General features: G+C 68.7%; 15 protein-coding genes. 6 read left to right on the forward strand and 9 right to left on the reverse strand.

The genetic code is table 11. The features are described 5' to 3' along the window. Nucleotides 1-7 precede the first annotated feature (7 nt). Complete coding sequence (locus HWW87_RS17845) at nt 8-439, forward strand: CBS domain-containing protein (RefSeq protein WP_058903681.1); 432 nt, start codon at nt 8-10, stop codon at nt 437-439. Nucleotides 440-530: 91 nt separating this feature from the next. Continuing rightward, a complete protein-coding gene (locus HWW87_RS17850; protein WP_175821395.1) occupies nt 531-1,013 on the forward strand; it encodes a PRC-barrel domain-containing protein in 483 nt (160 codons plus the stop codon). A 131-nt stretch (nt 1,014-1,144) separates the two neighbouring features. Here the strand turns inward: HWW87_RS17850 and HWW87_RS17855 are convergent, their stop codons facing one another. Continuing rightward, nucleotides 1,145-1,624, reverse strand: a complete 480-nt coding sequence (locus HWW87_RS17855) for a response regulator (protein WP_175821396.1) — start codon at nt 1,622-1,624, stop codon at nt 1,145-1,147. Between the two features lie 232 nt (nt 1,625-1,856). On the opposite strand from HWW87_RS17855, the gene HWW87_RS17860 reads away from it, so the two are divergent. Then, nucleotides 1,857-2,519, forward strand: coding sequence for a UdgX family uracil-DNA binding protein (locus HWW87_RS17860; protein WP_175821397.1), 663 nt, complete (start codon nt 1,857-1,859; stop codon nt 2,517-2,519). A 13-nt stretch (nt 2,520-2,532) separates the two neighbouring features. Here the strand turns inward: HWW87_RS17860 and HWW87_RS17865 are convergent, their stop codons facing one another. Further along, nucleotides 2,533-3,585, reverse strand: a complete 1,053-nt coding sequence (locus tag HWW87_RS17865; RefSeq protein ID WP_175821398.1) for an RNA-guided endonuclease TnpB family protein — start codon at nt 3,583-3,585, stop codon at nt 2,533-2,535. Between the two features lie 92 nt (nt 3,586-3,677). Here HWW87_RS17865 and HWW87_RS17870 point away from each other — a divergent pair, with 92 nt between their 5' ends. Further along, a complete protein-coding gene (locus tag HWW87_RS17870; RefSeq protein WP_175821514.1) occupies nt 3,678-4,970 on the forward strand; it encodes a divalent metal cation transporter in 1,293 nt (430 codons plus the stop codon). 95 nt (nt 4,971-5,065) lie between these two features. Here the strand turns inward: HWW87_RS17870 and HWW87_RS17875 are convergent, their stop codons facing one another. The 7 genes from HWW87_RS17875 to HWW87_RS17905 all read right to left on the reverse strand — a co-directional run bounded on the left by HWW87_RS17875 (nt 5,066) and on the right by HWW87_RS17905 (nt 9,791). Further along, a complete protein-coding gene (locus HWW87_RS17875; RefSeq protein WP_175821399.1) occupies nt 5,066-5,677 on the reverse strand; it encodes a hypothetical protein in 612 nt (203 codons plus the stop codon). A gap of 58 nt (nt 5,678-5,735) precedes the next feature. After that, the gene (locus HWW87_RS17880; RefSeq protein ID WP_175821400.1) at nt 5,736-6,350 is read right to left on the reverse strand and encodes a DUF4142 domain-containing protein; all 615 of its coding nucleotides are present in this window, start codon (nt 6,348-6,350) and stop codon (nt 5,736-5,738) included. 40 nt (nt 6,351-6,390) lie between these two features. Then, nucleotides 6,391-7,248 (reverse strand): SDR family oxidoreductase, encoded by an 858-nt coding sequence (locus tag HWW87_RS17885; protein ID WP_175821401.1) that lies wholly within the window; start codon nt 7,246-7,248, stop codon nt 6,391-6,393. Nucleotides 7,249-7,375: 127 nt separating this feature from the next. Next, nucleotides 7,376-7,942, reverse strand: a complete 567-nt coding sequence (locus HWW87_RS17890; protein WP_175821402.1) for a hypothetical protein — start codon at nt 7,940-7,942, stop codon at nt 7,376-7,378. Between the two features lie 61 nt (nt 7,943-8,003). Next, complete coding sequence (locus HWW87_RS17895) at nt 8,004-8,303, reverse strand: DUF2795 domain-containing protein (RefSeq protein WP_174389227.1); 300 nt, start codon at nt 8,301-8,303, stop codon at nt 8,004-8,006. 27 nt (nt 8,304-8,330) lie between these two features. Continuing rightward, a complete protein-coding gene (locus tag HWW87_RS17900) occupies nt 8,331-9,359 on the reverse strand; it encodes an SDR family oxidoreductase (RefSeq protein ID WP_175821403.1) in 1,029 nt (342 codons plus the stop codon). A gap of 27 nt (nt 9,360-9,386) precedes the next feature. Further along, nucleotides 9,387-9,791, reverse strand: coding sequence for a BON domain-containing protein (locus tag HWW87_RS17905; RefSeq protein ID WP_175821404.1), 405 nt, complete (start codon nt 9,789-9,791; stop codon nt 9,387-9,389). A gap of 244 nt (nt 9,792-10,035) precedes the next feature. Between HWW87_RS17905 and HWW87_RS17910 the strand changes: the two genes are divergently transcribed. Both HWW87_RS17910 and HWW87_RS17915 read left to right on the forward strand, forming a co-directional pair. Further along, the gene (locus HWW87_RS17910) at nt 10,036-11,355 is read left to right on the forward strand and encodes a glycosyltransferase family 1 protein (RefSeq protein ID WP_175821405.1); all 1,320 of its coding nucleotides are present in this window, start codon (nt 10,036-10,038) and stop codon (nt 11,353-11,355) included. Continuing rightward, nucleotides 11,355-12,401 carry a UDP-glucuronic acid decarboxylase family protein gene (locus HWW87_RS17915; RefSeq protein WP_175821406.1) on the forward strand — a complete coding sequence of 349 codons (1,047 nt, stop codon included), beginning with the start codon at nt 11,355-11,357 and terminating at the stop codon, nt 12,399-12,401. Before HWW87_RS17910 ends, HWW87_RS17915 begins: the two co-directional genes overlap by 1 nt. The last annotated feature ends 11 nt before the right edge of the window (nt 12,402-12,412 follow it).

Consider the following 12,412-nt stretch of genomic DNA (forward strand, 5'->3'; position numbering starts at 1 on the left):
GAATTTCATGCATCGCGTCAACGAAATCATGTCGCAGGATGTCGTGCGGATCGCCCCGACCGACTCGATCCGTCACGCCGCCCAACTGATGGAGCGCTACGACATCGGCGCGCTGCCCGTGTGCGACAACAACCGGCTGATCGGGATGGTGACGGACCGCGATCTCGCGGTGCGCGCGATCTCGGCCGGCAAGCCGCCGGAGACGCGGATCCACGAGGTCGCGTCCGGCCCGATCGAATGGTGCTTCGACGACGATTCGCTGGACGAGATCCAGCACTACATGGCCGACGCGCAACTGCGCCGGTTGCCCGTCGTCGATCACGACAAGCGGCTGGTCGGCATGCTGTCGCTCGCCGACATCGCGACGCGCACGGCCAGCCCCGAACGCGACGACGTGGCGAACACGCTGGAAGGCGTGTCGCAACCGAAGCAGACGTGACGGAGCGATTTCCGCCCCGCCTCGACAACCCCGCGCGACCCGCAGGGCCCGCCCCGGGCACGGTCGCGCCCCACGCAGCCTGGAGGAAACCATGCAGACTTCCGATCAAGGTCAGACCCGCATCATCGGCAAGGGCGCCGCGACGGCGGCCGGCCCCGGCCCCGACGTGATGGCGGCCGATACGCTGGAAGGCGACAAGGTCTATACGACGGACGGCGACGATGTCGGCAAGATCAAGGACATCATGCTCGACGTGCGCTCCGGCCGCATCGCGTACGCGGTGCTGTCGAGCGGCGGCATCCTCGGCATCGGCGACAAGCTCCACGCGATTCCGTGGAGCGCGCTGACGCTCGACACCGAACGCAAGTGCTTCCTGCTGTCGGTATCGTCCGAGCGAATTCGCAATGCGCCAGGGTTCGACAAGGACCACTGGCCGGCGATGGCCGATCCGCAATGGGCCCAGCCGCTGCACGAGTTCTACGGCAGCACCCCGTACTGGAGTGCCGGCGACGAGCTCGGGCTGACCGACCCGACCGAAGAGCTCGACGATCCGCGCACGCGCGGCCGCCACTGACCGCACCCTGACGCGGCGCCGGTTCGCCGGCGCATCCGTTCCGCATTCGTTCGATACGCCCCGCTCGCGCGGGGCGCTTTTTTGCCTGCGCCGTAGCGGCGGATGCCGCGCTCCACAGGCCGCCGGCCTTTTTACAAGGGTCGTGTAACGTCCTCGTCCGGCGTCACCGCGCCGCCGCTCGCCGATTCGAGGTAGCCCAGCAGCCGGTGCGGCGTCAGCGGCTTCGCGCAATGCGCATCGAAGCCGGCTTCCTTCGCCTGTTCGCGATCCCGCTGCGACGCGAGCCCGCTGCACGCGATCAGCAGCATGTCCGACGTTTGCGGATCGCCGCGCAGCCGCGTCGCCAGTTCCAGTCCGTCGAGGCCCGGCATCGCGATGTCGAGCACCACCGCGAACGGCTGCCAGTCGCGCGCGACGTCGCACACGGCGAACGGATCGTCGGCGACCCGGCACTCGAAGCCGCGCGCCTCGAGCAGCAGGCCCAGCGCATCCGCCGCATCGCGATAGTCGTCGACGACCAGCACGCGGCGCGGGCGGCGCGGCACGCTGTCGGGCGCGCGCCACAGCAGCACGTCGTCGGCGGCCGGATCGTCGCCGGGGTCGGGTTGCATCTGCTTCTCCTGTCGTGGGACGGGCTTGCCACGCAAGGCGCGCGCCCATACCGACTGCATGCGGCATGCCGGTTGCTGCCTCCGTCGCATCGTCGACACAGGAGTCTTTCATGCGCACGATGCGGCGTCGATCGTCCGGTTTGCTTCCCTCTGCGCGTGCGACAGCACGCGCGCCCGCATGTTCCGCACGATCGCGGCGCGCCGCGGGTTCGGCCTGCGCCGGAGGCGCCGCATGACCCGCAAAGCGCCCGACCCTCCGGCGCCACCGCCCGACGACGATGCTCCCCGCACGCTCGACGCGTGCCGCCGCTGCGCGCTGTGGGAACACGCGACGCAGCCGGTGCCGGGCGCCGGGCCCGTCGATGCGACGATCATGCTGGTCGGCGAGCAGCCGGGCGACCAGGAGGACCGCGCGGGCCTGCCGTTCGTCGGCGCGGCCGGCCGCATGCTCGACCGCGCGCTCGACGAAGCCGGGATCGACCGCACGCACGTGTACCTGACGAACGCGGTCAAGCACTTCAAATGGGAACCGCGCGGCAAGCGGCGGCTGCACAAGACGCCCGCGCAGCGCGAAGTGGCCGCGTGCCGCTACTGGCTCGAACGCGAGCTGGAAACCGTCCAGCCGCGCGTGGTGGTTGCGCTCGGCGCGACGGCGCTGCGCGCGGTGCTGCAGGACAACGACGCGACGCTCGAGCGCACGCGCGCGCCGGTGCGCACCGCCGACGGCCGGCTCGTCGTCGCGACCTATCACCCGTCGTACGTGCTGCGCACGCGCGGCGCCGATTCCCGCGAACACGCGTACCGCACGCTGGTCGACGCGTTGCGCACCGCGTCGCGCCTCGCGCGCGAGCGACGCCACGGCGGCGGGCGCCCGTCGCACGGGGACGCCGGTTGACGTCCTCGTCCGCCTAAAGGCGGAGGATTCCCACACCTGGCGATGCACGTCCGCATCGGAGAATGTTCAGCGCAGCGTTGATATCACGATCATGCACGACACCACAGCCATCGCAGGCCCACTCTCTCATTCTCAGTCCCGCGATACCTTTCGGCCGCGTCGTGCTGTCTTTCGATCCGCACGACGAACAGGACTGGGTCGAACCGCTTTCGTCCACTTCCTCGAACGTGGCTCCGTGCGCGATCGCTTTGTAACGGAGTTTGTCCCGGAAGGACGACCAGGATGCGTCGTAGACGCTCTTCGCCATCCTGGTTCTGGCGAGTTTTGCGGCCGACACGTTGCCGACCGCGATGTAATCGAAGCGCCGCACCAGATCGAGCGCGAGCTTATGCTGGAAATCGGCACGCGCATTAGCGACCTTGGCGTGCAGCTTCGCGATATGCCGCTTGTGCTTTCGCGCCCGTTGCGCTTTCGCCAGCTTTTCCGCCGCTCGTCGACCGAATTGGTCATTGGGCAGCTTTTCGCCGGTCGAAAGTGTGGCGAAGTCTTTCAGGCCGAGATCGATGCCCACACCGGATCGGATAGGTCGGGCCTGCACATCGGGCATCTCGATCACGATGTTGAGAAACCATTTGCCGCGTGCATCCTGCGCAAAGTTGGTCCCGTCCTTGATCTTGCCTTCGGGAAGTGGGCGGCTGTTGAACACGCGGAAGGTGTTGCCGGCAAAGCGAAACGCGTCACCCTCGCGCTTCAGGTCACGGCCCTTCAGCGGCACCCAGCCCAGCGATTTCCTGCCGCGATAGCGCAGGTAGGGCCGACGGTGCTGACTGCGCGACTTCGCATATTGCTCGCACGTTGCGTTGACTGTGCCGGAATGGATCCCGAGCGCCTTGCTGCTGCCCGTCGTCAGCACGTTCAGGTCGAATCCTGTAGGCCACTTCTTGCCCCACTTGAGCGCGTGCTTCTGCGTGTCATTGCAGAAGTTCCAGACGTAGTTCACCGCACGGCTCTGCTTGTTGAGCAGTCCGTTGAGCGACTTCACCCGGTAGCGGTAGACAAGGATCATGCAGGTGATCCTAACCCGTGGAAGAAGCAGCCTGTCAACAGCACGCCTTTCCTTCCCGCCATCAATGGCGGGGTTTCTCGGAGCGAATTCTGATGAGCGGAATCGACGAAGACGCGCGGCCGGCAGCCGAGGCGCCGCCGCCCGCCGCGAAACCGTGGTATCGGCGGCTCGGCCCCGGCCTGCTCGCGGGCGCGTCGGATGCCGATCCGAGCAACGTCGCCGTCTACGCGCAGGCCGGCAGCCAGTTCGGCTTCAACATGCTGTGGATGATCGTCGTCACGCTGCCGATGATGGTCGCCGTGCAGCTCGCGGCGGCGTTCATCGGGCGCCGCAATCGCGAAGGGCTCGTGGCCGGCATCCGCGAGCACTTTTCCGATCGCGTCGCGAGGACGCTGATCGCGATGGTCGTGATCGTCAACGTCGTGAACGTCGGCGCCGATCTCGCGGCGATGGGCGATGCGACGGCGCTCGTCGTCGGCGGCCGCAGCTACTGGTATGCGCCGCTCTATGGAATCGCGTCGCTCGCGTTGCAGGTGATGCTGTCGTACGAACGCTACGCGCGCTGGCTGAAATGGATGACGCTCGGCCTGATCGCGTACGTGCTCGAACTTGGCTTCGTGCACGTCGACTGGGCCGGCGTGCTGCATGCGATCGTGCTGCCGCAGATCGCATTCACGCATGCGTATGCGACCACCGCGGTCGCCGTGCTCGGCACGACGCTGAGCCCGTACCTGTTCGTGTGGCAGGCCGCGCTCGAAGTCGAGGAAACCACGGCCGAGCAACAGAACGGCGAGCGCGACACGCGCCGCGAGACCGAACAGCGCATCACGGTCGATACATGGACCGGCATGATCGTGACCAACGCGGTGTCGTTCTGCATCATGGTGATCGGCGCGGCCGTGTTCTTCGCGCACGGCCGGCACGACATCGGCAGCACCGCGCAGGCCGCCGAGGCATTGCGGCCGATCGCCGGCGAAGCCGCGCTCCTGGTGTTCGCGTTCGGCATCGTCGGCTGCGGGCTGCTCGCGATTCCCGCGTTCGCGGGCAGCGCCGCCTACGGTTGCGCGGAAGCCTGGCGGTTTCGCGAAGGGCTGAACGAGCCGGTGCGGCGCGCGCCCGCGTTCTACACGGTGCTGGCGCTGTGCGTGATCGTCGGCATCGCGATCTGCTTCAGCCCGATCGACCCGATCCGGGCGTTGTACTGGAGCGCCGTGCTCAACGGCATCGCGGCGGTGCCGATGCTCGTGCTCGTGATGCTGCTGTCGCAAAAGCGCGACGCGGCCGGCCAGCCCGGCAGCGGCCCGGTATCGAAACTGTTCGGCTGGCTGGCGGTCGCGCTGATGGCCGCGTCGGTGGTGACGATGCTCGTCGATGTGCTGACGTGAGGGATTGAAACGGGGCGGGTTAAATCGGTTGCGTACGCAACTTTCATGACAAGCAGGCGGGCGCCGCGCCACGCGCGACGCCGCCCGCCCGGGCGTTACATCATCTTGCCGCGCGAGCGCTCGGCACGTGCCGCATCGGCGGCGGACTCCACCTTCTTCACTTCCTCCGGCGGCGGCAGCACCGCCTTGAAGCCCATCGACTCGATCCACATCTCGCGCGCCCAGCCACGCGTGTGATACAGGTGATGATCCTCGTCGGCCTCCACCTCGTCGTGCGCGGCCTTCAGCGCCTTCGCGGCGTCACCGTCGGGCAACTGGCCGGCCGCATAGCCGATCAGCTCCCAGTTCAGGTGGTCCTTGGTTTCGGCCAGCACCACGCACTCGGCCGCAACCACCTGCGCGACTGCCGGGTCGGCCTGCTTCTTCGCCTGCTCGATCACCTGCACCAGCGACTTGCCGGTGGCGGCCACCGCGGCGCGCCCCGGCGATTGCGTATCGGGATCGAGGCCGAGCGTGTCGAATACCTTGCGCAGCACCTCCTGGTGATGCAGCGTCTCGCGGTGATACTTCTCCCATTCCTTGTGCAGGTCCTCGTCGGTCGCGCACTGGAGCGCGGCCTCGTAGATCTGCGCGCCGCCAAGCTCGGTCTCGTATGCCTGGCAGAGCAGTTCGAGGATACCTTCGTGCTTCGATTGCCGTTGGGCCATGACTGCTTCTCCGAAAAAGCGGGCCGCACGTGCGGCCCAGGGGTGAACCGGGCGCGCGTTATTGCGCACCCACCTTGCGTGCGACCGTCTCCGCCATGCTCAGGTGATGCTTGAGCGTCGGCAGCGTGGCCTGCGCGAACGCGCGCAGTTGCGCGTCCTTGCCGTCGCGCGCTTCGTCTTCGAACAACGCGACCGCCTTCTTGTGCGCATCGGGGCCGGCCGCCGCGAGATACGCGGTGTCGAAGTCGCGCCCGCTCTTGCCGCGCAGCGCCTCCACGTCAGGATCGGTGATTTGTTCAATCTGCGGCTTCATGCCCTGGCGCGTGGCGATTTCGTTCAGCTTCGCGTTCGCCTTGCCGTGATCCGCGACCATCCGTTTCGCGAAAGCACGCACGTCCGGCGACTGCGCCTGCTTCAGCGCGAGCTGGCTAGCTTGCACTTCCGCCTTGCCGGCCATCGCGGCCTTGTCGACGAACTCCGCGTCGACGCCCTTCGGCGCTTTCGCGATGCCGGGGTCGCCTGCGCCGGCCGCGCCCGACGACGGATTGATCACGCCGCCCGGCACCTGCGCATTCGACGCGGGCGGCTCGCTCGGCATCTGCGCGCGGGCGAGCCCCGCCACGGCGAGCACGCCGGCGGCGAGCGCCGCGATCGTCCAGTGGGGTTGTCTCATCTGCCTTCTCCTTGTTCCTGGTACTTGCGTGAGCGCGGCATCAGCCGCCGACGATCGAGCCGCCGTTCGGATGCAGCGTCTGCCCGGTCATATAGCTCGCGCCGTCCGACGCGAGCAGCACGTAGCAGTCGATCAGTTCGTCCGGCTGCCCCGGCCGCTTGAGCGGCACGTTCGAGCCGAATTTCGCGACCTGTTCGGGCGTGAAGGTCGACGGAATCAGCGGCGTCCAGATCGGCCCCGGCGCGACCGCGTTCACGCGGATGTCGCGTTCGGCCAGCTCGATCGCCAGCGAGCGCGTGAACGCGACGATCGCGCCCTTGGTCGCCGAGTAGTCGGGCAGTTTCGGGCTGCCGTGATACGCGGTGACCGACGCCGTGTTGACGATGCGCCCGCCCGGCTTCAAGTGCGGCAGCGCCGCCTGCGTGCAGAAGAACATCCCGTACACGTTCGTGCGGAACGTGCGCTCGAGCTGTTCCTCGGACACGTCCTCGATGCCCGGCTGCGGATGCTGCTCGCCCGCATTGTTCACGAGCACGTCGAGGCGGCCGAGCCGTTCGACCGTGCGGGCGACCGCGTCGCGCGCCTGCCGCCGGTCGCCGACGTCGCACGCGATCGCCTCGCAGCGCCGGCCGGCCTGCTCGATCAGCTGCTTCGTATGCGCCGCGTCGTCGGATTCCGTCAGGTAGACGATCGCGACGTCCGCGCCTTCCTTCGCGAAACCGATCGCCACGGCGCGGCCGATCCCGCTGTCGCCGCCCGTCACCAGCGCGACCTTGCCGGCGAGCTTGCTGCTACCGACGTAGTCGGCCGCTTCATCGCGCGGCTTCGGGTGCATGTCGCGCTCGGTGCCCGGCTGATGCGCCTGCTTCTGCGGCGGCGGGGTCTGTGCGGTGGTCATGGGTTCCTCCTTGAACGGATGCCGCCGATGCTGCGCAAGCGGCGTGCCGCGCGCGGCGCACGCCGGCCCGCACGCGGCGGCCGTGTCTCGACCGGTGGCGTTGCAAGCGTTTGGAAAAAGGGCTTATTCAGCGCGGGCCGCCGGACGCGGCCTCGTCGGGCCGGCGCACCGGATCGAAATCGCGCCACTCGCCGTCCTGCCAGTCGCCTTCGACACGCTCGATCGACTTCGCGCCGGTCGCGCGCAGCACGTCTTCCGCGGCCGGCGCGGTGTCGGGCGTCACGCGTGCGGCGAGGATCACGCCCGTTTCGCTCTGCGCGAGCGTGCCCTTGCCTTCGGCCTGCTCGCCGCGCATCCGGCCGAGCGCGCCGCCGAACGCGCCGAGATACGCGCCGGCCAGCGCGCCCGCGGCCGGCACGAACCAGTAGTGCAAGCCGAGCGCATACACGATCAACCCTATGACGACGCCGATCAGCAGCCCGCGGATCGCGCCGATCATCGCGCCGCGCCCGCCCGGCTTCGCCGCCGTGTCGGCATACACGTCGCCGCCGATCGGAAAGCGCGCGTGCTGGCCGCCGGGGTTCAGGAAGAAGATCGACACGTCGTCGGGCCCGAACGCGCGCTCGTAGAGGTGACGCGCCCCACCTTCCGCTTCATCGAACGTCGTGAAACGGCCTGCGACGATCATCGTCATGGTCGTGCTCCTCGTGATGGGTGCGCCGCGCGCTCCCGCACGCGGCGCGACGGGGCGACGCTTACATCAGCCGCCCGAGTTCCTTCGATATCGACGCCGGCGTGTCGTACTCGCGCTCGGGAATCTTGCGCAGCATGTCGAGCACCTCGCGGGCCGCATGCGAGCGCTCCGCGCACTGCACGACGTCCGACTTGCTGGCCGGGTAGTCCATCCCCTTCAGCGCCTTCTGCACGTCGACCGGGCTCGGCGGCTTGCCGTGGCCCGTCTGATGGCCGCCCTTGTCGTGGTCCTGCTGCGTGCGCTCGCCTTCGTGCGCGCGCGAGTGGCTGTATTCGTGGCCCGTATGTTGTCGGGATGTCATGAAAGCCTCCTTGGAAAACGAACGAAATCACGCGGACGACCGGCGCGCCCGCGCGAACGCGGCAAACACCAGCGCCGCCGCGCCGAGCGCGACCGCGCCGGCAACCTTCGGCCGCTGCACCACCGTGTTGTACGCACAGGTGCGCAGCACCGGCCCTTCCATGCCTTCGCGCTCGTGCAGCGCGTGGCGCGAGTCGTACAGCGCGTTGTCGTCGCGCGGCCGCGCGGGGCGCACCGTGCGCTGGCCGCGCGAGAACAGCGTGGCCGCGACGCGATCGAACAGGCGCGGCGCGTGATACGCGCTCGCCGACGTGAACTTGGCGGCGCCGCCGACGAACAGCTGGCGGCGCGCATGCGCGGCCGCGAACAGGATCGCGTCGGCCACCAGATCGGGGTCGTAGATCGGCGGCGGCAGCTTCGCCTCGACGTTCATGTAGTTCTTCGCGTGCATCACGAACATCGTGTCGATCGCAGCCGGCTTGATCAGCGTGACGGACACCGGCAGGTGATCCGCCTCCATCTCGAGCCGCAGCGAATCGGTGAAGCCCTTCACCGCGTGCTTCGATGCGACGTACGCGCTTTGCAGCGGCACCGGCGCGTCGGACGCCTCGCTGCCCATGTTGATGATCGCGCCGCCGTGGAAATCGCCCTTGCGCCGGAAATGATCGGCCGCGACGAGCGAGCCGTGCACGACGCCCCAGTAGTTGGTGTCGAACAGCCGGCGCTGATCCTCGAGCGGCACGGCCGCCGCCGTGCCGAAGATCGACACGCCCGCATTGTTGACCCAGGTGTCGAAGCCGCCGTACGTGTCGGCCGCCTTCGCGGCCGCGCGCTGCAGATCCTCGATGTTGCCGACGTCGCCGGCGACCGGCACCGCGAGGCCGCCGTGCTGGCGGATTTCCTCGCACAGCGTGTTCAACGCTTCCTCGTTGCGCGCGAACAGCACCAGCTTCGCGCCGCGCCGTGCCGCCTTGCGCGCGGTGACGAGGCCGATGCCGCTGGTCGCGCCGGTGATCACGATCGTCTGTTCGCCGACCGGTTTGAGCATGCAGTTCATCGCTGGACTCCTGTTACGGCCGCGCCGTTATTTGGGCCGGATGGTCAACTGGTCGCGCACGGAGTGCACGCCGTCCACCTGCTTCACGACGCTGACGGCCTGCGTGCGCTGCTGCTCGTCGGGCACGCTGCCGGTGAGCGTCACGGTGCCGTGCCGCGTCTTCACGTGGATGTCGCCGGCAGACAGGCCGCTCGTGCCGACCAGCTCGGCCTTTGCCTTGGTGGTGATCGTCGCGTCGCGGATCTTCGTGCCGGTGCTCGAATGCGACGACGACGTCGACGACGATGCGGTGGCGTCGTCGCCGGCGGCGACCGCGTTCGGCGTGACGACCATGCACGCGGTGGCCGCCGCGATCGCGACCGCCATGCCGGTGCGTAGCGCGCGTTGACGACGGATGCGCGGGGAGCGGGCTTGCAGCTGGGATACCTTCATCGTGACCTCCTTTTCATCGGGCCGGCCAAGCCGGCGGGTGAACAGAGGTCGCGCAAGTCGCGTGCCGCGCCGCGTGCGCCGCATGCCTGCGGGAAACCGCGATCAGACGCCCTTTCATCCAATGCGTTGTAATTTTTTCGGCACGCCGGGAAGCGGTTTTGCCCGCGATGCGGCGGGCATGCCGATTGCCGAGCGACCGGTGACGGCGGCCCGTGTGCGCGGCCCCGATATCGGGAGCAATACCATGCAAAGAATCGCGTTGATCAGTGAACACGCATCGCCGCTCGGTGTGATCGGCGGCGTCGATGCCGGTGGTCAAAACATCTATGTCGCGAACGTCGCGAAGCAACTCGCGGAGCGCGGCCTCGACGTCGACGTCTACACGCGCTGCGACAATCCGCATCTGCCGGAAGTCGTGCCGATCGGCGCGCGCATGCGCGTGATCCACGTGCCGGCCGGACCGCCGACCGACGTGCCCAAGGAACGGCTACTGCCATACATGGGCGCCTTCGCGCAGTACATGATCGCCCGCATGCGGCGCGAGCCCGATCCGGTCGACGTGATGCACGCGAACTTCTTCATGTCCGGCGACGCCGCGCTGCGCGTCAAAAAAGCGCTCGGCATCCCGTTCGTCACGACGTTCCATGCGCTCGGCCGCGTGCGGCGGCTGCATCAGGGCACGGCCGACGGCTTTCCCGACGCGCGCTTCGCGATCGAGGACACGCTCGCGCGCCGCTCGGACCGCCTGATCGCCGAATGCCCGCAGGACGCGCTCGACCTGACGACCCACTATCGCGCCGACACCGCGCGCATCGAGATCGTGCCGTGCGGCTTCGACGCACGGGAATTCCGGCCGGTGCCGCGCGTCGACGCGCGCGCGCGGCTGGGCTGGCCGCAGGACGCGTTCACCGTGCTGCAACTGGGCCGCCTCGTGCCGCGCAAGGGCATCGATACCGTGATCGATGCGCTCGCGCGCATGCCGCGCGACCCGCAGCGGCCGACGCACCTGTATGTGGTCGGCGGCAGCCAGCCGACGCCCGACCCCGCGCGCGACCCGGAACTCGCGCGGCTCGCCGCGTTCGCGCACGAACTCGGCATCGCGAACCGCGTGACCTTCGTCGGCCGGCGCGATCGCGACGCGCTGCACCTGTACTACAGCGCGGCCGACGTGTTCGTGACGACGCCGTGGTACGAGCCGTTCGGCATCACGCCGGTGGAGGCGATGGCGTGCGCGGCGGCGGTGATCGGCAGCGACGTCGGCGGCATCCGCACGACCGTCGACGACGGCACCACCGGCTATCTCGTGCCGCCGCGCGACCCGGCCGCGCTGGCCGCACGCCTCGTGCAACTGCGGGCGAAGCCCGATCTGTGCGCAGCGCTCGGCCGCGCCGGCTACCTGCGCGCGCATCGCTTCTACACCTGGCAAGGCGTAGCCGACCGGCTCGTCGACATCTACCGCGACGTCGCCCACGCGCAGCGCGCCGGCACGTCGGCCGGCACCGGCCGGCGCACGCCCGTCGGCCCCACGACGGGCATGCTCGCCCACCGCAAGGAGAATACGTAATGAAGGGCTACGATCGAAAACGCGTCCTCGTCACCGGCGGCGCCGGCTTCCTCGGTTCGCATCTGTGCGAACGGCTCGTGACGGCCGGCCACGACGTGCTGTGCGTCGACAATTTCTACACGGGCACGAAGGACAACATCGCGCACCTGCTCGATGCGTCGAACTTCGAGCTGATGCGCCACGACGTGACGTTTCCGCTCTACGTCGAAGTCGACGAGATCTACAACCTCGCGTGCCCGGCGTCGCCCGTTCACTACCAGCGCGACCCCGTGCAGACGACGAAGACCAGCGTGCACGGCGCGATCAACCTGCTCGGCCTCGCGAAACGCGTGAAGGCGCGCATCCTGCAGGCGTCGACGAGCGAGGTGTACGGCGACCCCGACGTCCATCCGCAGGACGAGCACTACTGCGGCCGCGTCAATCCGACCGGCATCCGCGCGTGCTACGACGAAGGCAAGCGCTGCGCGGAAACGCTGTTCGCGGACTATCACCGCCAGTACGGCGTCGACGTGCGGATCGCGCGGATCTTCAATACGTACGGCCCGCGCATGCACCCGGCCGACGGGCGCGTGGTGTCGAACTTCGTCACGCAGGCGCTCGCGGAACAGCCGTTGACCGTCTACGGCGACGGCAAGCAGACGCGCTCGTTCTGCTATGTGGACGACATGGTGGATGCGTTGATCCGGCTGATGGACGAAGCGGGCGACGCAAGCGAGCCGGTCAATCTCGGCAGCGACGTCGAGATCGCGATGATCGACGTCGCGCGGGAAATCGTGCGGATCGTCGGCGCGACCGTACCGATCGAGTTCCAGCCGCTGCCGTCCGACGATCCGCGCCAGCGGCGGCCGAATCTCGCCGCCGCGCAAAAGCGCCTCGGCTGGCGCGCGACGACGACGTTCGCGAACGGGCTCGCGCACACCGCGCGGTACTTCATTCAACGCCAGGTCACGCACCACACGCCCGGCGACCTCGTGCGCAGCACGCGAATCGCGTCGCATCTGCTCGCCCAGGTCCATACGCGGAACCGGCCGGCGCCGGCCACCTGACGCGGCCGATG

Source organism: Burkholderia sp. BCC0419 (assembly GCF_902830285.1).
Lineage (GTDB): Bacteria > Pseudomonadota > Gammaproteobacteria > Burkholderiales > Burkholderiaceae > Burkholderia.

What these genes read in the sequence shown, in the direction of transcription:
- HWW87_RS17845 (WP_058903681.1), top strand. Translation starts at nt 8, where the DNA reads ATGCATCGCGTCAACGAAATCATGTCGCAGGATGTCGTGCGGATCGCC.
- HWW87_RS17850 (WP_175821395.1), top strand. Translation starts at nt 531, where the DNA reads ATGCAGACTTCCGATCAAGGTCAGACCCGCATCATCGGCAAGGGCGCC.
- HWW87_RS17855 (WP_175821396.1), bottom strand. Translation starts at nt 1,624, where the DNA reads ATGCAACCCGACCCCGGCGACGATCCGGCCGCCGACGACGTGCTGCTG.
- HWW87_RS17860 (WP_175821397.1), top strand. Translation starts at nt 1,857, where the DNA reads ATGACCCGCAAAGCGCCCGACCCTCCGGCGCCACCGCCCGACGACGAT.
- HWW87_RS17865 (WP_175821398.1), bottom strand. Translation starts at nt 3,585, where the DNA reads ATGATCCTTGTCTACCGCTACCGGGTGAAGTCGCTCAACGGACTGCTC.
- HWW87_RS17870 (WP_175821514.1), top strand. Translation starts at nt 3,678, where the DNA reads ATGAGCGGAATCGACGAAGACGCGCGGCCGGCAGCCGAGGCGCCGCCG.
- HWW87_RS17875 (WP_175821399.1), bottom strand. Translation starts at nt 5,677, where the DNA reads ATGGCCCAACGGCAATCGAAGCACGAAGGTATCCTCGAACTGCTCTGC.
- HWW87_RS17880 (WP_175821400.1), bottom strand. Translation starts at nt 6,350, where the DNA reads ATGAGACAACCCCACTGGACGATCGCGGCGCTCGCCGCCGGCGTGCTC.
- HWW87_RS17885 (WP_175821401.1), bottom strand. Translation starts at nt 7,248, where the DNA reads ATGACCACCGCACAGACCCCGCCGCCGCAGAAGCAGGCGCATCAGCCG.
- HWW87_RS17890 (WP_175821402.1), bottom strand. Translation starts at nt 7,942, where the DNA reads ATGACGATGATCGTCGCAGGCCGTTTCACGACGTTCGATGAAGCGGAA.
- HWW87_RS17895 (WP_174389227.1), bottom strand. Translation starts at nt 8,303, where the DNA reads ATGACATCCCGACAACATACGGGCCACGAATACAGCCACTCGCGCGCG.
- HWW87_RS17900 (WP_175821403.1), bottom strand. Translation starts at nt 9,359, where the DNA reads ATGAACTGCATGCTCAAACCGGTCGGCGAACAGACGATCGTGATCACC.
- HWW87_RS17905 (WP_175821404.1), bottom strand. Translation starts at nt 9,791, where the DNA reads ATGAAGGTATCCCAGCTGCAAGCCCGCTCCCCGCGCATCCGTCGTCAA.
- HWW87_RS17910 (WP_175821405.1), top strand. Translation starts at nt 10,036, where the DNA reads ATGCAAAGAATCGCGTTGATCAGTGAACACGCATCGCCGCTCGGTGTG.
- HWW87_RS17915 (WP_175821406.1), top strand. Translation starts at nt 11,355, where the DNA reads ATGAAGGGCTACGATCGAAAACGCGTCCTCGTCACCGGCGGCGCCGGC.